The sequence below is a fragment of the Bradyrhizobium sp. 14AA genome, from assembly GCF_054185205.1.
In genome coordinates this window covers 36,694-55,151 of record NZ_JAVAYM010000012.1, presented here as the reverse complement: position 1 = coordinate 55,151, position 18,458 = coordinate 36,694, and the positions used below count along the sequence as shown (strand labels likewise).

Annotated in this window: 19 protein-coding genes and 1 pseudogene; 5 read left to right on the top strand and 15 right to left on the bottom strand. The window is 62.3% G+C overall.

What is annotated here, in order from left to right:
* Positions 1-30 precede the first annotated feature (30 nt).
* Together RAD15_RS21835 and RAD15_RS21830 are read right to left on the bottom strand one after the other, a co-directional pair.
* Positions 31-3,141, bottom strand: coding sequence for an efflux RND transporter permease subunit (locus RAD15_RS21835; protein WP_458180239.1), 3,111 nt, complete (start codon positions 3,139-3,141; stop codon positions 31-33).
* On the bottom strand, positions 3,141-4,247 hold the full coding sequence (locus RAD15_RS21830; RefSeq protein WP_458180238.1) for an efflux RND transporter periplasmic adaptor subunit: 1,107 nt from the start codon (positions 4,245-4,247) through the stop codon (positions 3,141-3,143). Before RAD15_RS21830 ends, RAD15_RS21835 begins: the two co-directional genes overlap by 1 nt.
* Before the next feature lie 218 nt (positions 4,248-4,465).
* Between RAD15_RS21830 and RAD15_RS21825 the strand changes: the two genes are divergently transcribed.
* Both RAD15_RS21825 and RAD15_RS21820 read left to right on the top strand, forming a co-directional pair.
* On the top strand, positions 4,466-5,044 hold the full coding sequence (locus tag RAD15_RS21825; RefSeq protein ID WP_458180237.1) for a TetR/AcrR family transcriptional regulator: 579 nt from the start codon (positions 4,466-4,468) through the stop codon (positions 5,042-5,044).
* A gap of 31 nt (positions 5,045-5,075) precedes the next feature.
* Positions 5,076-5,936 carry an alpha/beta fold hydrolase gene (locus tag RAD15_RS21820; protein WP_458180236.1) on the top strand — a complete coding sequence of 287 codons (861 nt, stop codon included), beginning with the start codon at positions 5,076-5,078 and terminating at the stop codon, positions 5,934-5,936.
* A 343-nt stretch (positions 5,937-6,279) separates the two neighbouring features.
* On the opposite strand, the pseudogene RAD15_RS21815 reads toward RAD15_RS21820, so the two are convergent.
* The 12 genes and pseudogenes from RAD15_RS21815 to RAD15_RS21760 all read right to left on the bottom strand — a co-directional run bounded on the left by RAD15_RS21815 (position 6,280) and on the right by RAD15_RS21760 (position 15,592).
* Positions 6,280-7,307: pseudogene (locus RAD15_RS21815) on the bottom strand (Gfo/Idh/MocA family protein).
* Positions 7,308-7,313: 6 nt separating this feature from the next.
* Positions 7,314-7,763 carry a type II 3-dehydroquinate dehydratase gene (gene aroQ / locus RAD15_RS21810; protein ID WP_458180235.1) on the bottom strand — a complete coding sequence of 150 codons (450 nt, stop codon included), beginning with the start codon at positions 7,761-7,763 and terminating at the stop codon, positions 7,314-7,316.
* 16 nt (positions 7,764-7,779) lie between these two features.
* On the bottom strand, positions 7,780-8,526 hold the full coding sequence (locus RAD15_RS21805) for an amino acid ABC transporter ATP-binding protein (protein WP_458180234.1): 747 nt from the start codon (positions 8,524-8,526) through the stop codon (positions 7,780-7,782).
* A 57-nt stretch (positions 8,527-8,583) separates the two neighbouring features.
* Positions 8,584-9,411: a transporter substrate-binding domain-containing protein gene (locus RAD15_RS21800; RefSeq protein WP_458180233.1), complete on the bottom strand. Its 828-nt coding sequence runs from the start codon at positions 9,409-9,411 to the stop codon at positions 8,584-8,586.
* Positions 9,412-9,462: 51 nt separating this feature from the next.
* Complete coding sequence (locus RAD15_RS21795; RefSeq protein WP_458180232.1) at positions 9,463-10,119, bottom strand: amino acid ABC transporter permease; 657 nt, start codon at positions 10,117-10,119, stop codon at positions 9,463-9,465.
* Between the two features lie 10 nt (positions 10,120-10,129).
* The gene (locus tag RAD15_RS21790) at positions 10,130-10,798 is read right to left on the bottom strand and encodes an amino acid ABC transporter permease (RefSeq protein ID WP_458180230.1); all 669 of its coding nucleotides are present in this window, start codon (positions 10,796-10,798) and stop codon (positions 10,130-10,132) included.
* 51 nt (positions 10,799-10,849) lie between these two features.
* A complete protein-coding gene (locus RAD15_RS21785; protein ID WP_458180229.1) occupies positions 10,850-11,704 on the bottom strand; it encodes a shikimate dehydrogenase in 855 nt (284 codons plus the stop codon).
* Positions 11,705-11,719: 15 nt separating this feature from the next.
* Positions 11,720-12,547: a shikimate dehydrogenase gene (aroE, locus tag RAD15_RS21780; protein WP_458180228.1), complete on the bottom strand. Its 828-nt coding sequence runs from the start codon at positions 12,545-12,547 to the stop codon at positions 11,720-11,722.
* A gap of 3 nt (positions 12,548-12,550) precedes the next feature.
* Positions 12,551-13,777: a CaiB/BaiF CoA transferase family protein gene (locus RAD15_RS21775; RefSeq protein WP_458180227.1), complete on the bottom strand. Its 1,227-nt coding sequence runs from the start codon at positions 13,775-13,777 to the stop codon at positions 12,551-12,553.
* Complete coding sequence (locus RAD15_RS21770; protein WP_458180225.1) at positions 13,774-14,244, bottom strand: MaoC family dehydratase; 471 nt, start codon at positions 14,242-14,244, stop codon at positions 13,774-13,776. Before RAD15_RS21770 ends, RAD15_RS21775 begins: the two co-directional genes overlap by 4 nt.
* Before the next feature lie 12 nt (positions 14,245-14,256).
* On the bottom strand, positions 14,257-14,643 hold the full coding sequence (locus tag RAD15_RS21765; protein WP_458180224.1) for a VOC family protein: 387 nt from the start codon (positions 14,641-14,643) through the stop codon (positions 14,257-14,259).
* 4 nt (positions 14,644-14,647) lie between these two features.
* Positions 14,648-15,592, bottom strand: coding sequence for a ketopantoate reductase family protein (locus RAD15_RS21760; protein WP_458180223.1), 945 nt, complete (start codon positions 15,590-15,592; stop codon positions 14,648-14,650).
* Between the two features lie 102 nt (positions 15,593-15,694).
* Here RAD15_RS21760 and RAD15_RS21755 point away from each other — a divergent pair, with 102 nt between their 5' ends.
* On the top strand, positions 15,695-16,672 hold the full coding sequence (locus tag RAD15_RS21755; RefSeq protein ID WP_458180222.1) for a LysR family transcriptional regulator: 978 nt from the start codon (positions 15,695-15,697) through the stop codon (positions 16,670-16,672).
* A gap of 276 nt (positions 16,673-16,948) precedes the next feature.
* Here the strand turns inward: RAD15_RS21755 and RAD15_RS21750 are convergent, their stop codons facing one another.
* Positions 16,949-17,125, bottom strand: coding sequence for a helix-turn-helix transcriptional regulator (locus RAD15_RS21750; RefSeq protein ID WP_458180221.1), 177 nt, complete (start codon positions 17,123-17,125; stop codon positions 16,949-16,951).
* 639 nt (positions 17,126-17,764) lie between these two features.
* Here RAD15_RS21750 and RAD15_RS21745 point away from each other — a divergent pair.
* Entirely contained in the window at positions 17,765-18,019 is a 255-nt protein-coding gene (locus tag RAD15_RS21745; RefSeq protein ID WP_458180220.1) for a FitA-like ribbon-helix-helix domain-containing protein, read from the top strand.
* On the top strand, positions 18,016-18,432 hold the full coding sequence (locus RAD15_RS21740; RefSeq protein WP_458180219.1) for a PIN domain-containing protein: 417 nt from the start codon (positions 18,016-18,018) through the stop codon (positions 18,430-18,432). Before RAD15_RS21745 ends, RAD15_RS21740 begins: the two co-directional genes overlap by 4 nt.
* Positions 18,433-18,458 lie beyond the last annotated feature (26 nt).

Sequence of the window (18,458 nt, the reverse complement as noted above, 5' to 3'; positions counted from 1 at the left end):
GCTTGAGCCGTCTCTTCGTACAAGCGCGCTCTACTCGGCAGCCATTACTGGTCGCAATTCCGGTTGGTCAGTAGAATCCTTATGGATCTCATCTGCAGTCGGCTTGATCCGGAACCACGCGGCATAAAGCGCAGGAAGGAACAATAGAATCAGCACCGTTCCGACTGCCGTGCCGCCGATCAGCGTGTAAGCCATCGATCCCCAGAAAACCGAATGCGTGAGGGGAATGAAGGCCAGCACGGCAGCAAGTGCGGTCAGGATCACGGGCCTCGTGCGTTGCACCGTGGCCTCGATGACGGCGTGATAGTCATCAAGGCCGGCGGCAAGGTTTTCCTTGATCTGTTCGGTCAGGATCAGCGTGTTGCGCATCAGGATGCCAGCCAATCCTATCAGGCCCAGAATGGCGTTGAACCCGAACGGTTGATGAAAGATCAGCAACATCGGCACGACGCCGACGAGGCCAAGTGGTCCCGTCAACACCACCATGGCCATCGTCGAGAAGGATCGCACCTGCAGCATGATGACGATCAGCATCGCAGCAATCATGGCGGGAAAGATCGTCGCCAACGCATCGTTGGCCTTGGTTGCCTCCTCGATCGATCCGCCCAATTCGATACGATAGCCGGCCGGCAGGGACGCGATCAGCGGTTGAAGAGCCGTCTTGATCTCCTTGGAGACCTCCGGAGGCTGGGTCGCCTCATTGATATCCGACCTGACCGTGACGACGGGGGTGCGATCGCGACGTTTCAGAATCGGCTCTTCGAGTTGGACTTCCGAATGGCCGACCTGGTCCAGCGGAACCGCGCGGCCGTCCCTGCTCATCAACGAGAAATCGGCCAGACGCGACGGATCCAGCCGCTCGCCACCGGCGCTGCGCGCCACGATGGGGACATTGCGAATGTCCTCGCGGACCTGCGTAACGGTGATGCCGGTGAGAAGGAACTGGAGTTGCCGGCCCACCTCCGATGGCGAAAGGCCGATGAGGTTCAGTCGATCCTGATCCGGGATGAAGCGGAGCACGGGCGTGCGATCACCCCAATCGCGGTTCGCCTGGCGCACATCGGGAACGCCACGCATGATACCGAGTGCTTTTTCAGAGATGGTGTACAATTCCGCCGGATCGGGCCCCATGACCCGAAACTCGACCGGGAACGGCGTGTAGGGTCCGAACACAAGCTGCGTGACACGCACATTGGCCTCGGGTGCGAGCCCCTGGGACACCGCCTGTCGGAGCCGGTGCTTCAGATCTTCGCGCGCTTCCGCATCCGGCGTCAGCACGACGATCTTGGCGAAGGCCGGGTCAGGCAGTTCCGGCGCCATCGCGAAGAAGAAGCGGGGAGCGCCCTGACCGACATAGCTCGTGACGATCTTGGCCTCGGGCTGATCGTGCAGCCACCGCTCGAGCTTCTCGGCGGCGGCGGTCGTCGTCTCAATGCTGGTGCCTTCCGGCAGGCGAACCTCCACCAGAACTTCGGGACGGTCGGAGGTCGGGAAGAACTGTTGCTTGACGCCACCCATGCCGACGACCGACAGCGCAAAAGCGACGGCGACGATGCCACTGGTTACGAACTTGTGGCGCACTGCGAAGGTAATGAGCGCGCGCAGGCGCCGATAGTTCGGCGTACCGTAAATCGCGTGGTGACCGCCTTCGATCGGTTTGATCGCGGGCAGCATCTTGACGCCCAGATAGGGCGTGAAGACCACCGCGACGATCCAGGAGACGATGAGGGCGAACCCCACGACCCAGAAGATGTTGCCGGCGTATTCGCCGGCCGTCGAGCGGGCGAAGCCCACCGGCAGGAAGCCTGCGATCGTGACGAGTGTTCCCGACAGCATGGGCGCCGCAGTGTGGCTCCACGCATAGGCCGCCGCTGATATGCGGTCCATGCCCTCTTCCATTTTCACCACCATCACCTCGATGGCGATGATGGCGTCGTCGACGAGAAGGCCAAGCGCCAGAATGAGAGCGCCGAGTGTGATGCGGTCGAAGAACCGGCCGGTCTCGAGCATGATGAGGAACACGACGGCAAGCGTCAGAGGAACGGCAGCCGCGACCACGATGCCGACGCGCCAGCCGAGGCTGAGCAGGCTCACCAGCAGCACCACGCCGAGCGCCATCGCGAACTTCATCATGAATTCGTCGACCGCCGAGGTGATGTTGACCGCCTGATCGCTGACCTTGGCCAGAGACATCCCAAGCGGCAGCGTCCGAGCGATAGCTGCAGACCTCTCCTCCAGCGCCTTGCCGAGCGCAAGACCATTCCAGCCCTCCTGCATGACCGCCGCGAGCATGATGGTGGGCTCACCCTGGTGCCGGATGAGGTAGGTGGGAGGATCCTCGTAACCGCGACGGACTTCGGCGATGTCGGAAAGCTTCAGCGTTCGCCCGGCAGCGACGATCGGCGTGTCGGCGATCGCCTGGACGCTGTCATAGGCGCCATCGACCCGGATGAAGACCTGCGGCCCCTTGGTGTCGATCGAGCCGGCCGGCGTCACCGTGTTCTGCCGCTGCAAGGCGGCGACGATATCCGTAGCCGATACGCCGAGGGTTGCCAGCTTGGGATAGGAAAATTCGACAAATATCTGCTCGGGACGTTCACCGAGGATGTTGATCTTCTTGACGCCGGGCACGTGCAGGAGATCCTGGCGAATGGTCTCGGCCTGCCTGGCGAGCTCCCGCATCGGCATGCCCTTGGCCTTGAGGGCATAAAGGGCGAAGCTCACATCCGAATATTCGTCGTTGACGAAGGGGCCGAGCACGCCAGACGGCAGCTTGCGCGCTTCATCTCCGAGCTTCTTGCGGGCCTGGTAGAACTCTTCCTGCACGACCGATGGCGGCGTGCTGTCCTTCAGCGTCACGGTCATGTAGGCATAACCCGGCCGCGTGGTCGTCTCCACCCGGTCGTACCAGGTCAGCTCCTGAATCCGCTTCTCCAGGGGTTCGGCGACCTGGTCCTGCATCTCGCGCGCGGTCGCACCCGGCCACACCGTCGTGACCGTCAAGGTCTTGATGGTGAAAGAGGGATCCTCCGCCCGTCCGAGCTTGAGGAAAGCGTAGGCGCCCGCGGCCGCCAGCAGGATGACGAAGAACAGCGTTACGGCCCGTTCGCGGACTGCGATCGCGGAAAGGTTGAAGCTCATCAGTTGCTCCTATCTTGAGAGGCGGTTCTGACGCGAGCGCCTTCGTGCAGGAGGTGAGCGCCCAGCGACACAACCCGATCATTTGAGTTCAGCCCGGAGACGACGGCAGTTTCACTGGTCACGCGCACAAGCTTGATCGGCTGAAAGCGGACGGCCGAGGTGCCGCTGTCGAACACCCAAACGCCGGTCTTTCTGCCGTCATCGAGCACGGCTCCCAGCGGCACCTGGACTTCCGGCAGAGTCTCTTGGCTTGCAAGCCGAATGGTGACAGTCGCGCCAAGTGGCGCCGCCGCGGCCTCACCGTCGAGCACATAGCGGGCCTCGTAGGTACGGGTCTGGATATCGGCGGAATCCGACAACTGCCGGAGATGCGCAGCAAAGCGCCCATCGCTCCCATACAGGCTCGCCTCGGCCAGCGAGCCGATCGCCGGCCGCATTGTTTCGGGAAGCGCGACCACAGCTTCGCGGGCACCGGCCTGAGCAAGCCTGACCACGGGCTGACCGGCGGATACCACTTGGCCGGGCTCCCCGAGCGTTTGAGTGACCGTTCCGTCCGCGTCCGCCACGAGCACGGAATAGGTTGCCTGGTTCTCGGCGACACTGGCGTCGGCTTCTGCCGCGGCAAGCTGCGCTTTGGCGGTATCAGACGCGGCCTTCGCCTGCTCGTACCGCTGCTTGGAAGTCCAACCGTCGCTGACCAGGTTGGCATATCGACGTTCATCTGCATCCGTCTGAACGACCGTTGCGCGTGCTGCGGCGACGGCATTGCGCTTCGCCGCAAGTGCAAGGCGGAGATCGGTTTCGTCGATCCGCATCAGCGGCTGCCCGGCTTTGACCTGCTCGCCGACATTCACCAGCCGCTCGACGATCTTGCCGGCGACGCGAAAGCCGAGGTTGCTTTCCACCCTCGCCCCTACAACGCCGGTGAAGCCGCGTTCGGATCCGGCCACTCGCGCCGCCGTCACCAGGTTGACGATCGGTAGTTCTTGTCTCGGATCGCTCAGGGCAGAGGCCCTTTGGGTGGGAATGACAAAGGTAGCGACGGCGGCCACCCCGGACGCCGCGAGCAGGACACCGGTCAAGACCGCAAATCTCTTCTTTCTCATGTCCAACTCCTGCCTTCATTTAGATTGCCTTCAACCTCTATAATCCAAATAGATTTCGATCACAATCTAAAAAACGAGGATCACGGGACCGTGATCAAAGAGGGGAAACCGCCATTTCGGCGTGGGAGCTTTCGCCACACAAGCGACCTCTTGATAGATTGCGTTCAGCCTCTATCTTGCATATAGAGGTTAAACGAAATCTAAGATGGAGATCCACGATGCGCGTCAGTCGCGTTCAGGCCGCGGAAAACCGCCAAAACGTGATCAATGTGGCAAGTCGCCTTTTCCGGGAGCGGGGCTTTGACGGCATCGGTCTGAAGGATCTGATGGAGGCCGCCGGGCTAACCCAAGGCGCCTTCTACAAGCAGTTCGCGTCAAAAGAGGATTTGGCGGTAGAGGCGTCCAACCGGGCGTTGGAGAGCGCCTCCCTCCGATGGTCGGACGCGGCTGAGCAGAATCCTGATGATCCCCTTGGCGCGGTGATCGCGTTCTACCTCAGTGCCGACCATCGCGGAGAAAGGATGGACGGCTGCCCGATCGTGGCGCTCGGCTCAGATGCCGCCAGACAGGGGCCCGGCGTGAAAGCGGCATTCGAAACGGGGATCAAGGCGCATCTCGAAGTCCTCGGCCGCTTCCTCGCCGAGACCCGCGGCGAGGAGGCCCGTGGCAAGGCCATGGCCATTCTGGCGACGATGATCGGCGCGGTGACGCTATCGCGCGTCGTCAACGACCCCGATCTGGCTCAGGCCCTTCTCGATGCGGCGGTCGAACAGGTTCGCGACGCCGCTGCCGCCTGAGAGATCGCCCCTCGAACAATAGAGAGATCGAATGCTTGGCACGAGTGAAGTCAAACCAAGTTTGCTCAAATTATCGGACACGCTAAGTGTGCGCTTTCAAAAGATCGGCGGCGGGCCTCCGCTGCTCCTCATCCATACGATCCGGACGCAGCTCGAATATTTCCGCAGTCTTGCGCCCCTCCTCGCCGGATCGCACACGGTGTACACCGTTGACCTGCCAGGCCACGGACACTCACCGATAGATCCAAGCGCGAGCTTCGACGAACCCTACTTCAGGCGGGCCGTCATTCGCTTCATCGAGGAGCTCGATCTCTCGGACCTCACGATCGTCGGCGAGTCCATTGGCGGGGCTTTGGCCCTGACGGTGGCGGCGGCGCTTCCACAGCGCATCAAGCGCGTGTACGCGATCAACGCCTACGACTACGAGACCCGCTACGGGGACGGCATCCGACGCGGCAACTGGCTGGCGAATTTCATCATCGGCAGTTTGCAGATCCCGCTGCTCGGCGCGGTAAATGCATCGCTCGAAAACAAGATGATCCTCGGCAAGATCATGGGCGGCGGATATCACGACCCGCGCAAGCTGCCGGCCGATTTGCTTGCTGAGTTCGGTGAAGTCGCCCGCCGACCAGGATACAAGCGGGCCGCACGCAAGGTGCTGGCGGGCTGGCGATCCTGGAGCAAGGCACGCGATTATTATCGGCAAATCTCGGCGCCTGTGACGCTTATTTATGGCGACAGCGATTGGTCTCGCCCCGCTGAACGCGAACGCACACGATCGCTGATTCCTGCCTCGCAGCTGGTGACGCTCAAGAATACGGGCCACTTCTCAGCTGTTGAGAGTCCGTCGGAGCTGGCTCGCGTGATAATGGAGACAGAACGACCACAATGATCAACACAAGGGCCGGTGGGCCACGTCCGACCACAAAAAGCCGCACGGGACGCGTTTGGTGCTACGGCTTTAAATGAAAAACCCTGCATCAGCAGGGCTTTGGGATGGTGGGCGCACCAGGGCTCGAACCTGGGACCCGCTGATTAAGAGTCAGCGACGGGTTGAGAATAATCAATGACTTACTGGTCGCACCACTGGGTTTAACCGGCCGAACTTGGGCATTCGTCGCACGATCATAGTGGGCTCGTTGCGCTTGCCATTAGCGGCGCCTTGATAGTCCGCCAAATGTCGTCGTTTCTGGCGCTATAACCTCGACACCCCGGCGTTGATGCCTGTGCTGCTATCAAAACGACACGCGTCCTCCGGTTTCCGCTGCGCGCTTGATTGCGTCGATCACTCCAAGGGTTTTCAGCCCTTCGCGCCCGCTCACCACGGGCGCGGCCGTACCGCGGATAACCCCACAGAAATTGGCGATCTGCAGGCGAGCGGGTCTTCCTTCTCGTAGCTCAGCCGCTCGCGCTCGATCGGCGCCCACCAGCTGGCCTTGCTCGGATGATGCCAAAGATCGAGTTGTGAAATAGACAGCGATGCCCTCGTACCGCCGATCTGGTAACAAGTCTCCTGCGTATGACTGTACGCCGGGTTCTCACCAGCAGTGAATTCCCAGCTCCAAGGCGACTGGATGGTATCGGACACGTTGACCGTTCCCAGCGCGCCGGAGACGAAGCGCAGGATGATCACCGCTGTCTCTTCAACCGTGTTTCCACGCAGCCGATTGGATTGGGCGGCCTGTACCGCGACGATGTCCCCACACAGGTACCGCAACAGATCGACATCATGGATGAGATTCAGAAAAACAGGCCCCGCGCCTTTTTCGCGGCGCCAGGCCACATCGAAATAATCGTCCGGCTTGATCAGCCAGAACATGCCATGCACCGACACGATCTGCCCGAGCCGGCCGCTGTCGATCTCCGCCTTGGCGCGCTGGATCATCGGGGTGTGGCGGCGATGATGGCCGGTGAGCAGCGGCACGCCCGCTCGTTCGGAGGCTTCGACCTGTGCAGCGACGACGTCATCCGCTAACGGCTTCTCGATGAGCGCTGGGATGCGAGCTGCGATACAATCCATGCCGTTGGCCACGTGCATCTGGTTGGGGGTGGCGACAACCACCCCCTCCGGCCGATTTCCGGAGAGCATGTCCTGAAAGGACGGAAACCAGTCCACCTTCAGCGAAGCCGCCAACTCTCGGGCCGCCGGCATCGGATCGACGATCGACGACAGCACCGCCTCCGGCCGCGCGAGAATGTGCTCGATATGTCGCTTGCCGATGAGACCCACTCCCATCACCGACAGGCGGACCGGTGAACTCATGCAATGCTATCCCTTCTTCTCATCAAGCAGCCGGGCCACGCGACGCAATCCGAGCAGATAGCCCTGGGTGCCGAAGCCTGCGATGACCCCGTCAGCGCGTTTGGAGACAAACGAGTGGTGGCGGAATTCCTCGCGCTTGTGAACGTTGGAGATGTGCACCTCGATCACTGCCCCCTCGAATGTATTCAAAGCGTCGAGAATGGCGACCGACGTATGGGTGAAAGCGGCGGGATTCATCACGATCCCGGCAGCCGTCTCGCGTGCCTCGTGGATCCAGTCGATCAGCTCGTATTCCCTGTTCGATTGGTGAAAGCGTAGCTCCAGTGCGAGCTCCCCGGCCAGCGTCCGGCAATCGCGCTCCACATCCGCAAGCGTCTCGTGACCGTAGATGTGGGGCTGGCGCTTGCCGAGCAGGTTTAGATTTGGCCCGTTGAGGACATAGACAAGGCGACTCATGAGAGAAGAACTCCGTTCAGTGATGGGCGAGGATTTCGCCGAGGAACTGCCTGGTGCGGGCATGCCGTGGATTGCGGAAGAAAGCGTCGGGCGTGCCTTCTTCGATGATCTGCCCTTCAGCCATGAAGATGACCCGGTCGGCAACCTGGCGGGCAAAGCCCATCTCATGGGTGACGCAAATCATGGTCATGCCGTCGTTGGCGAGGCCGATCATCGTATCGAGCACTTCCTTGACCATCTCAGGGTCGAGAGCAGAGGTCGGTTCGTCAAACAGCATCACCTTGGGCTGCATGCAGAGCGCGCGCGCGATCGCGACGCGCTGTTGCTGACCGCCCGAAAGCTGGGCCGGATACTTCTCGGCCTGATCACCGATGCGCACGCGCTCGAGGTATTTTCGCGCTGTCGCCTCCGCCTCGGACTTGCTGATGCGGCGCGCGCGAATAGGTGCGAGCATACAGTTCTGCAAGACCGTCATATGCGGAAAGAGATTGAAGCTTTGAAAGACCATGCCGACGTCCTGACGTACGACATCAATAGCCTTGATGCTGTCGTCAAGCCGATGACCGTTCACCGCGATACTGCCCTGCTGGATCGCCTCGAGGCGGTTGATGCAGCGGATCAGCGTCGACTTGCCTGAGCCGGACGGACCGCAGAGTACGATCTTCTCGCCTTTTCGCACGATGAGATCGACGTCGCGGAGAGCTTGGTACCCGCCGTACCACTTCTGCACGCCATTCATTTCGATCAGGATCTGGTCCTGCATGCTGGTCTCCGCCGTTGGGCGGCGGCCAACGCGGATCGCGTCGGCCGCTCGCGGTGGCTACTGGACGGTGAAGGGAACGCCGGGGACGGAGTCCGGGAAGACAGGGACCGGGACCTTCATCCATTTGGCGTAGAAACTGGCCAACTTGCCGTTCGACTTGATCTGGTCGATGAACTTGTTGGCCATCTCGTTCCACTCCTTCTCTCCGAGGCGCATGCAGGCGCCGTTGTACAGAGCGGTAAAGTGAAGCTTGGGCTCGAACCCCAGTTCCGGCTTTGCGGCGTTGAGGCGCTGCGGATAAAATAGATTCGCGCCGACTGCCTGGACTTGGCCAGAGAGCAGCGCCTGGATGGTGGCGGCGTCATCGTCGAATCTGCGGATCTCGGTCCCGGACGGGGCGTTGTTGGTCACCTGAGTATCCTGCGTGGAGGACCTGGGAACGCCGATGACGAATTTGCTCATGTCGGCATTGCTATTGATCGGCGTTGCCTGGGCTGCGACCAGTGTAATCTCGTTGGCGACGTAGGGTTTGGAATACTGCACCGCCTTCGCACGCTCGGGCAGCATGGCCATGGTTGCGAACAGAATGTCGACCCGGCCTGTGGTCAGCGCCGGAATACGATTGGCCACCGCCAGCGGAACAAACTCGGCCTTCACGCCGAGATATTCAGCGAAGGCCCGTCCCATGTCGGCATCGATGCCATCCTGCTTTCCCGAGCTATCGACATAGCCCCAGGGAGGATTGTCGCCCTGAATGCCGATGACGACGACGCCCTTCTTCTTCACGTCTTCCAGAGTGCCGGCCTGCGATTTGCCTGCGATGGCGATAGCCGCCAATGCCAGCAGCGCGATGCCGAGCTGGCGACGGTTGGGTGAAAACAACATGAGTATCTCCTCCTGGTGATGGCTGTTTGTGATTGAGCAGGTGCGCCGTTCCTACCGTTGACTGGCCAGGGCGAGCCTGGCCTCCATCCGGCTGCCCCACCACGACAGTGGCCAGCAGAGGACGAAGTACATCGCGCCGACCACGCCGAAGACGAGCAAGGGCTGGAAGGTCTGGTTCGATACGATCTGACCGGCGCGGGCGAGTTCGATGAAACCAACGATGGCGGCGAGCGACGTGCCCTTGATGAGCTGCACGAGATAGCCGATGGTCGCGGGCAGCGAGATGCGGATTGCCTGCGGCAGCACGATGTCGCGCATGCGAGACGAATAGTGCAGTCCAAGCGCCATCGCGGCTTCGGTCTGGCCACGCGGCACGGCCTGTATCGCTCCGCGCCAGATCTCACCAAGGAAGGCCGAGGCATTCACGGTGAAGCCGATCGCCACCGCCACGAAGGCGTCGAGTTTCAGCCCGGTGAGCGCCAATCCGTAATACACGACGAAAAGCTGCAGCAGCAGCGGAGTGCCCTGGAACATCCCGATGTAGATGCGGGTGATCCATTCCACGCCCTTATGACCACAGGTGCGCAGCAACGCTACAGCCAGCCCCGCCGTGCAGCCGCCCACAAACGCGACCAGCGTCAGCAGCATCGTCCACTGCAGACCACGCAGCAGGAAACCGAACTCAGGAAGACCGAAATGCGGTGTCATGATCGCTCCCTCAGCGTGTCGGATATGAGAAGAAGCGGTGAGAGACCACCGCGAAGCCCAGCATCAGCAGCCAGGAGATCGCGAGGTAGAGGAAGGTGACGAAGAAGTAGACCTCGAAGCTGCGGAACGTGTCGCTTTCGATGCGCTGCGCAACCGATGTCAATTCGTAGGCCGATACCGCCGAACAGATCGACGAGGTCAGCGTCAGCATGATGAACTGTCCCGTCAGCGAGGGGTAGATCGCACGAAGCGCGGGCTTGAGCACAATGAAGCGGAACACCTGCCCCTTGTGCAGTCCGAGCGCGTAGCCGGCTTCCACCTGTCCTTTATGAATGGACTGCACCCCGCCGCGGATGATCTCGATGGCGTAGGCGCCGCCGTTGACACCGAGCGCGATGATGGCGGTGGCGGTCGGATTGAGCTTCAATCCGACGAGCGGCAGAGCGAAGAACAGAAAGAAGATCTGCACCAGGAAGGGCGTATTGCGCACGATCTCGACGAAGCCGATGACGATGGCCCGCAACCAGGCCGCCCTCGAATCGCGTGCCGCAACCCCGGCGACACCGATCACCATCGCGAGAGTCATGCCGGCAAGCGCCAGACCCAACGTCCCCACGCAGCCCCACAGCAGCGCGGGCATCGCATGCCAAACCACCGAGAAATCGAGCGTATAGCCCATCTTGCGTTTCCTCTCGGGCGTTGTGCATGCCGCTCGCCCATCGGCCTGACGTCACCCTCCCAGGGATGCAAAAGTGGCGAAGAAAACGTCCGGATCAGGTGAGATGCCCGTGAACAGGCGAAATGCTTCGGTCCCCTGGAAGATCGCCATGCCGCCGCCATCGACGGTGCGGCAGCCGAGCGTACGCGCCGCGCGCAGCAGAGCGGTTTCCAGCGGGAAGTAGACGATCTCCGCGACCCACAGATCGGGACGCAGCAGGCCGGTCGGGAGCGGCGTCCCTGGATACTTGTCCATCCCGATCGGCGTTGCGTTGACAATTCCGTCGGCGGCAGCGGCGGCCGCTGCGACATCCTGACCGGCCCTCAAGCGCCCTTCTGCAAATCGGGGCGACAAGCTGTCCACCAAACTCCGCGCCTTGGCCACGTCGACGTCGATGATGGTTAGTTCCTGCACGCCGAGTTTCATGAGGGCGAAAGCAACCGCCGATCCTGCGCCGCCCGCGCCGAATTGGACGACGCGACCGAGTGATACACCTTGCATGTTGCGGCGGAAGTTCTCGGCAAAGCCGAACCAGTCGGTGTTGTGGCCGGTCATTCGACCGCTCCTGATGACCACGGTGTTCACGGCACCAAGCGCCTCCGCGTCAGGCGACAGCTCGTCCAGGAGTGGAATAATCGCCTGCTTGCAGGGATGGGTCACGTTCAGCCCGTCAAAGCCCATCCGCCTCGCGGCCGTGAGCAATTCCGGCAACGCCTCCGCACCGAGCTTCAACTCGAACAGATCGATCTTCTTGTAGAGATAGCGGATGCCGGCGACGTCGGCGGCCGCTTCGTGCATGGGCGGGGTGCGGGACGCAGCAATGCCGCTGCCGATCAGGCCGACGAGAAAGCTGGGCTTGGGTTGCATGTTCGGCATCGCCCGTCAGCGCAATGGGACGGTCAGTTCGGCGATGACCTGAGCCGTGCTCGGTCGAACGCCGCGCCACCAGGCAAAAGCTTCCGCCGCCTGCTCGACCAGCATGCCGACGCCGTCGGCGAGCTTGGCTACGCCCTCGGCGCGGGCCGTGTGCAGAAAGGGAGTGAGCCCTTTGCCGTAGGCGAGTTCGTACGCCAGTGCTCCACCGCGGAAGACATTGCCTGGAAGCGGCGGCATTTCACCGCGCAGGCTGGCCGATGTCGCATTGACCACGACGTCGTAACCCTCGGCGAGATCGGCCAGTTCGGCGTAGCCGCTGACCATCAAGGGACCACAGCCGGCAAACTCTTCGGCCAATGCCACAGCTTTCGCCAGCGTCCGGTTGACGAGAACCAGCTCGGATGGCTCCTGGCGCAGGAAGGGCAGCAGCGCACCACGCGCCGCTCCTCCGGCGCCGAGCATCAGGACGCGCCGGCCGGCCAATTTGACACCGAGGTTGACAGTGATGTCACGCACCAGGCCGATCCCGTCGAAATTCTCGGCAATGATCCGGTCGCCATCGAATTTCAGGCAATTCGCTGCACCTGCCCGTTTGGCGCTCTCCGAAAGCTCGTTTGCGTAAGCGAAGGCATCGAGCTTGAAGGGGGCTGTGATGTTCAACCCCTTGGCTCCCTCCGTCCGGAATTGATCAACGCGTCCGTTGAAGCCATTGAGGGGGCCCTCGATCGCCTCATAGACGAGGTCTTGCCCCGTCATCTTTGCGAAAGTGCCATGGATGAAAGGTGACTTGCTGAAGCCGATCGGATTGCCAATCACCGCATAACGATCGCTCATCGCTCACTCCTGCACTGCGACTTCGTTGTACAGCACACCGTCGCGCACCATCGCGTCGACGGCTTCGGCGGACAGTCCCAGCGACGCGGCAATGCGGCGGTTGTCCTGGCCGAGCAGCGGTGCCGGCGTGCGTATCGTGGTGTCGCAGCCGGAGAAGCGGAAGGGCAGGTTCGGCAACGTCACCTTGCCGAGCACTGGATGCTCCTGCTCGACCAGCATGCCACGCGCGTGGATCTGCGGGTCTTCTACGACTTCTCCGATGGTCTGCACGGGAGCGGACGGCACACCTGCTTGCTCGAGTGCTGCCAGACACGCATTCCGAGACGGCTGCGAAAGCGTCCAGTTGCGCACAATCTCCATGGCTTCGGCATAATGGGCGTTGCGCGCAGCAGGTTTGGCGAAGCGCGGGTCGGATGCCAACGCGTTCCCCCCGATCAGCGTCGCCAATCGCCGCCACGCATCATCGACTTGCGCGGCGATGACAAGATTACCGTCCTTGGCCGGAAAGACCCCGTAAACGGTCGAGTCCGGCTGCCCGCTGCCGGTCTGCTTCGGCAGGTCGGTACCGCCGGAGAGGAAGTAACGCTGGACCGCATAGTCGTGCATCGACACCATGCAGTCATACAGCGCCAGATCGATATGCTGGCCGCGGCCGGACGACGCGCGGCCGACCAGCGCGGCATTGATGGCGGCCACGCCGTGAATGCCGGTATACATGTCGGCCAGCGGCATCCGCAGCAACGGCGGAGCTTCACCGGGAGTGCCCAGTTGCGCCAGGGCACCCGACATCGCCTCTGCGATCAGGCCGAAGCCCGGACGGTCGGCATAGGGACCGGTGTGACCATAGGCGGAGACCGAGCAGTAGATCAGTCTGGGATTCCGCGCCGACAGCGCCTTGTAACCGAGCCCGAGGCGCTCGAGTGCGCCGGGGCGATAGTTCTCGATGAAGACATCGGCCGTGTCGATGAGCTTCATCATCATGTGGAGACCGCGCGTATCGCGCAGGTCGATGCACAATCCCTGCTTGCCCATGTTCTGCTGCAGGAAGTAGCCGGATTGTCCGTCCTTGAAATAGCCATGGGCGCGGCCCGCATCGCCCGCCTTCGGACGCTCCACCTTGATGACCTCAGCGCCCATCGCGGCGAGGCAACGGCCCATGAACGGGCCTGCCAGGAAATGGCTGTAGTCGATGACGCGAATGCCTTTGAGCGGCAGATCTTGCGCGGTCATGCCTGCTCTCCTGCGGCGCTGGTCTTCGGGCGCATCGGGATCATCAGCCGATGCTCGCCTAGCTGCACCACCTCGCCGCGCTGATTGATCAGCTCGGAGGGGAGCACCACGATGCCCCACCCTTCCCGCTTCGTGGCGCGCATTGAACCAACGCGGAACTTCACATGCACGGTGTCGCCGAGCTTGATCGGCAGCTTGAAATCCCATGTCCAGCCCAGCGACATTCCAGGAAGGAAGCGGTAGGCGGCACGGGTCTTCAGACCATCGGCCAAAGACAGACCAAACAGCCCGTGCGCGACGCGCGTACCGAATGGTGTGGTCTTGGCGTATTCCTCGTCGACATGGACCGGCGTGAAATCGCCCGTTAGCTCGGCGTAGGCATTCACCATCGTTTCGGTAACCGTCACTGAGGGAGTGACGCATTCGTCGCCGACCTTGGCATCGTCCCAGTAGCGCTCATCCGTCATGTCGCATGTTCCTTAGGCCCGTGGATTGATCGCCAGCGCCGCTTCCACGGCACCCGCACTGGCTTGCAAGATTTCGACGTTCAGGCCGCCCGGCAGCTCGAGCCAGTTCGGCCCAGCTGGGAGTGCTTTGGCACCCCACGCGGCAGCACGGGCGAGCACACCTTCATAATCGTCGACCATGATGCCGAGATGGGCGAGGCGCCCCTCCGGTCCGGCAAAATGCGGATCCTCGATGAGTTGCACGCTTCCGAGCACCCACACCTGACGCGGACGCACGCCTTCGGCGGGCTGCTCGTCGCGAATAGTGAGACCAAGCACCTCACGAAAGAAGCCGACGTGACGATCGACATCCGGCACGCGGATCGCGACGTGTTCGACGTAAGAGCGGGGCAACGACATCGTCTCAGGCCTTTCCCGGATAATCGCTGCGGGCGTACTCAAGCCCTTTGACCAGCGCGACGAGGGTCGAGTTGACGGGGGTCGGCACGTTGAGCTTCGCGCCCCAACGCACGACGGAGCCGTGAATGTAGTCGACCTCGGTCAGATTGCCGGACTGCAAGCTCTGCAGCATCGACGTCTTGAACTCGGGCGGTAGGCCTGCCGATGCCATGGTCCAGGCGCGCCGCGGGTCGGTAATCGAGATCTTGACGCCGGCAGCTTGCGCGACCGCGATGCCCTCCGAGATTGCGGCCAGCGCGCAATCTTCCAGGATCGGTAGCGAATAGAGGCCGCCATAGGTCAGCCCGGTAATCGCGGTAACCCCGCCGCCGGCAACGTTGATAAAGAGCTTGTCCCACATCGTGCCCAAGATGTTGTCGCTGAGCAGCGTGAGAACGCCGGCGCGATTGAAAGTCTCGGAAATCCGGTGTGCGCGTTCCGTCAAGCGTCCGTCAAGTTCGCCGATGATGGTTTCCTTGCCGATGACCCCAGAGCGAACATGACCAGGGCCAAGCAGCACGCCACCAACGTAGGTCTTGCCTGCCACGACCCGGTCACGACCAACTTCCTCCGACAGGATGTCCTCGTGACCAAGACCGTTCTGAAGCGACATCACAACCGTCTGCGGCCCGATGATCGGCGCGGCCGCGCGGATGGCATCCCGCGTGTGGTAGGATTTGACGAGGACGATGACGAGGTCCGCCACTACGCCGACCTGGATCGCGGAAGTGCAGGCAGAGAGCTTTACGGTGGTCTCGGCACCACCTTCGAGCATCCGGAGACCACCAGCATTGATCGCCTCGACGTGAGCCTGAAACGGATCAATCAGCCAGACCTCGGCTCCGCCGCGCGCCAGCGTGCCGCCGATGGTCGAGCCCAAGGCCCCCGCTCCGATAAAGCAGATCCTCATCCGAACGCTTCTCCCGCGCCTTTCTCGGCGTTGGAAGCGAGATAGCAGGCCGGCCGATATTTGGATATGCTATGATCTCTATATCCATTATTGTGAATCGCAATGAAGCATCAGGATCACGCCGAGACCCACCTGCTGGACCCGCGCCTGCTGAGGCTGTTCGACGCGTTGTTCACCACGGGCAGCGTCACGAAGGCAGCCGAGAAGCTCGGTCAAAGTCAGCCGACCGTTTCGATCTGGCTGGCACGCCTGCGACAGGAACTCGACGATCCGCTCTTCATCCGGTCAGCGGAGGGAATGTTGCCGACGCCGCGCGCCGAGGCTCTCATCGGCACGGCGAGGCAGGCGTTAGAAATGTTGCGTCGTCTGGCGGACCTTCGCACCGACTTTGATCCGACGACTGCAAAGCGCCGTTTTTCCATCTGCATGACGGATGGAAGCCACGTCACGCTGCTTCCGTCCATTCTCGCTCACGTCCGCCGAGTAGCCACTGGCGTGCGTATCGAGGCCACACAGATCGGTGCCGACACCCCACGAATGCTGCAGTCCGGCGAGGCCGATCTGGCGCTCGGCTACATCTCGGACCTCGACGCCGGACACTTCCAGCAAGCGCTCTTTCCGCAGGATTGGGTCTGCTTGGCGAACGCCAAGCATGCTCGGATCCGCGACCGTATAACCGCAAAGGATTTCAGGCGGGAGGCGCACGTTCTCATTCGCTCCGGCACCGGACATCAGTTGCTCGCGGACGCGTTACGGGAGCAGCGGATAGTCCTTGACGTTGCGCTCGAGCTGCCGGGCTTTTTGGGGTTACCCGCAATCGTCGGGACGACCGACCTGATCGCCACCCTTCCAAGGCACATCGGCGAGACGCTGGCTCATTATTACGGACTGCGCGTGCTCGAGTGCCCGCTGGCGATCGCCGGCTTTACGGTGAAGCAATATTGGCATGCCCGCTTCCATCACGACCCGGCAAGCCAATGGCTGCGTGACGTCTGCGGGGAGCTCTTTCAACAGCAGGACGTGCGGGGTCTACATCGTTCCGGTCGGCCAAAGAAACGAAGGCCACGCGGATCGTCGTAGTCGAACGTCTATTAAGGGCGGAAGCTAAACGTCCGTTTTGCTTGCTCAACTATCCGATTCTGCGATGAGCACATCATCGACCTGTACCATCGGATCCAAAGCACCATATCGAATGGAAGGAGGATATAGAGAGTGCAAGAAATCGCGCAGCAGTCCGGCCGACCACAAAACGTCGCGTGAGGGCAGCTTGATGCGCGGCGACGCTTCCGTAAGCTATTGAAGCAGAACGCTTTCGCGATGGTGAGCGCACCAGGGCTCGAACCTGGGACCCGCTGATTAAGAGTCAGCGTGCTCTGCGACCTGGACGCCGAGGGCCGAGGCGATCTTGTGCAGCGACAGCAGGGTCGGATTGGCCTTTTCGGCCTCGATCTCGCTGACCAGCGCCTGGCGCAGCTGCGATTCGTCGGCAAGGTCGTATTGCGACCACGATTTGCGCAGCCGAAATTCCTGCACGTTGTGCGCAAGCAACTGTCTGGTATATGCCGGAGTCCGACGCCTCATCCGGCAGGATGATGCATTTCGCGCGGCCGGGCAAAACACGCTCTACCGTAGGAAATACGCTTTGGCGTGTCCTGTGCACCGATTTTCCTCCTGGTCTCGATTGGCGGACGGTGGCACGGGAGCCGGGCTTAGCCCTCGAAGGGCCCGCGGCCGAGTCTCGGGGGCGCAGGCGCTACGGCCCGGCTGGTCGAGTGGACCCGCCAAGTGGCCAAGCCCTGGGCACCGCCCCCTGCCTCGCGCAAGGCAGCGACCGATCGGATACGCTTTCGAGCCGGTCAACTCCCAATCTTAGATCCGGACCATGATGCAATGACGACATCGTCCTGGCCGGCATTCCACCGCCCCCGACCTCGACAAGATGCTGGCCCGCCGTCATCGACCGAGGTCCCGCGCATCTGGCTCGACGCGCTGTCGAGGGCAAGAGCCCGCCTCGACGCTGCGGACGTGCTGGGATGGTATGGAGCCGTCGGGGCGGCCGCGCTCATCGCTAGGCTTGCCGGGCCCGGCGCGTGACCACCGCGGTCACCCTTGAAAAATGCTATCAATAACTCTACTTTGATATCATCGCGATCAGTCCCGGAGGACGCTATCATGGCCGCTGTCACCATACGCAACCTCTCCGAGGAGGCGCATCGCGCGCTGAAAGTCCGTGCGGCGCAGCACAATCGCAGCGCGGAAGCGGAAATGCGCGCCATTCTGGAGGCCGCCGTGCGTCCCGAGGGCCGGCTGCGGCTCGGCACCGCCCTTTCGGAGATGAGCCGGAAGGTCGGCCTCACCAACGCCGATGTCGAGGCACTCAAACACGGCCGCGGCGCGCGTCCCGCCGAGCCGATGCGCTTCGAATGATCCTGCTCGATACCAATGTGGTCTCCGAGGCGATGAAGCCCGAACCGCATCCATCGGTACGCGATTGGCTCGACGCCCAGGCGGCCGAGACGGTGTTTCTCTCCAGCGTCACCGTCGCCGAACTGTTGTTCGGCATCGGCGCGCTGCCGCGCGGCAGGCGCAAGGACAGGCTGACAGCTACGCTCGACGGCGTGCTGGATCTATTCTCGGCCCGCATCCTGCCCTTCGATATCGCCGCGGCGCGGCGTTATGCCGATCTCGCCGTCAAGGCGCGCGCGACCGGAAAAGGCTTCCCCACGCCGGACGGCTACATCGCCGCAATCGCCGCCGCGCACGGGTTCGCCGTGGCATCGCGCGACACGAGTGCGTTCAAGGCTGCCGGTCTGACGATAATCGATCCCTGGACCGCCTAACTAGCATCCGGGCTTCGGCTACGGAT

What these genes read in the sequence shown, in the direction of transcription:
- RAD15_RS21765 (WP_458180224.1), bottom strand. Translation starts at nt 14,643, where the DNA reads ATGTCGTTGCCCCGCTCTTACGTCGAACACGTCGCGATCCGCGTGCCG.
- RAD15_RS21760 (WP_458180223.1), bottom strand. Translation starts at nt 15,592, where the DNA reads ATGAGGATCTGCTTTATCGGAGCGGGGGCCTTGGGCTCGACCATCGGC.
- RAD15_RS21830 (WP_458180238.1), bottom strand. Translation starts at nt 4,247, where the DNA reads ATGAGAAAGAAGAGATTTGCGGTCTTGACCGGTGTCCTGCTCGCGGCG.
- RAD15_RS21820 (WP_458180236.1), top strand. Translation starts at nt 5,076, where the DNA reads ATGCTTGGCACGAGTGAAGTCAAACCAAGTTTGCTCAAATTATCGGAC.
- aroQ (WP_458180235.1), bottom strand. Translation starts at nt 7,763, where the DNA reads ATGAGTCGCCTTGTCTATGTCCTCAACGGGCCAAATCTAAACCTGCTC.
- aroE (WP_458180228.1), bottom strand. Translation starts at nt 12,547, where the DNA reads ATGAGCGATCGTTATGCGGTGATTGGCAATCCGATCGGCTTCAGCAAG.
- RAD15_RS21800 (WP_458180233.1), bottom strand. Translation starts at nt 9,411, where the DNA reads ATGTTGTTTTCACCCAACCGTCGCCAGCTCGGCATCGCGCTGCTGGCA.
- RAD15_RS21835 (WP_458180239.1), bottom strand. Translation starts at nt 3,141, where the DNA reads ATGAGCTTCAACCTTTCCGCGATCGCAGTCCGCGAACGGGCCGTAACG.
- RAD15_RS21775 (WP_458180227.1), bottom strand. Translation starts at nt 13,777, where the DNA reads ATGACCGCGCAAGATCTGCCGCTCAAAGGCATTCGCGTCATCGACTAC.
- RAD15_RS21805 (WP_458180234.1), bottom strand. Translation starts at nt 8,526, where the DNA reads ATGCAGGACCAGATCCTGATCGAAATGAATGGCGTGCAGAAGTGGTAC.
- RAD15_RS21745 (WP_458180220.1), top strand. Translation starts at nt 17,765, where the DNA reads ATGGCCGCTGTCACCATACGCAACCTCTCCGAGGAGGCGCATCGCGCG.
- RAD15_RS21825 (WP_458180237.1), top strand. Translation starts at nt 4,466, where the DNA reads ATGCGCGTCAGTCGCGTTCAGGCCGCGGAAAACCGCCAAAACGTGATC.
- RAD15_RS21785 (WP_458180229.1), bottom strand. Translation starts at nt 11,704, where the DNA reads ATGCAACCCAAGCCCAGCTTTCTCGTCGGCCTGATCGGCAGCGGCATT.
- RAD15_RS21740 (WP_458180219.1), top strand. Translation starts at nt 18,016, where the DNA reads ATGATCCTGCTCGATACCAATGTGGTCTCCGAGGCGATGAAGCCCGAA.
- RAD15_RS21795 (WP_458180232.1), bottom strand. Translation starts at nt 10,119, where the DNA reads ATGACACCGCATTTCGGTCTTCCTGAGTTCGGTTTCCTGCTGCGTGGT.
- RAD15_RS21770 (WP_458180225.1), bottom strand. Translation starts at nt 14,244, where the DNA reads ATGACGGATGAGCGCTACTGGGACGATGCCAAGGTCGGCGACGAATGC.
- RAD15_RS21755 (WP_458180222.1), top strand. Translation starts at nt 15,695, where the DNA reads ATGAAGCATCAGGATCACGCCGAGACCCACCTGCTGGACCCGCGCCTG.
- RAD15_RS21790 (WP_458180230.1), bottom strand. Translation starts at nt 10,798, where the DNA reads ATGGGCTATACGCTCGATTTCTCGGTGGTTTGGCATGCGATGCCCGCG.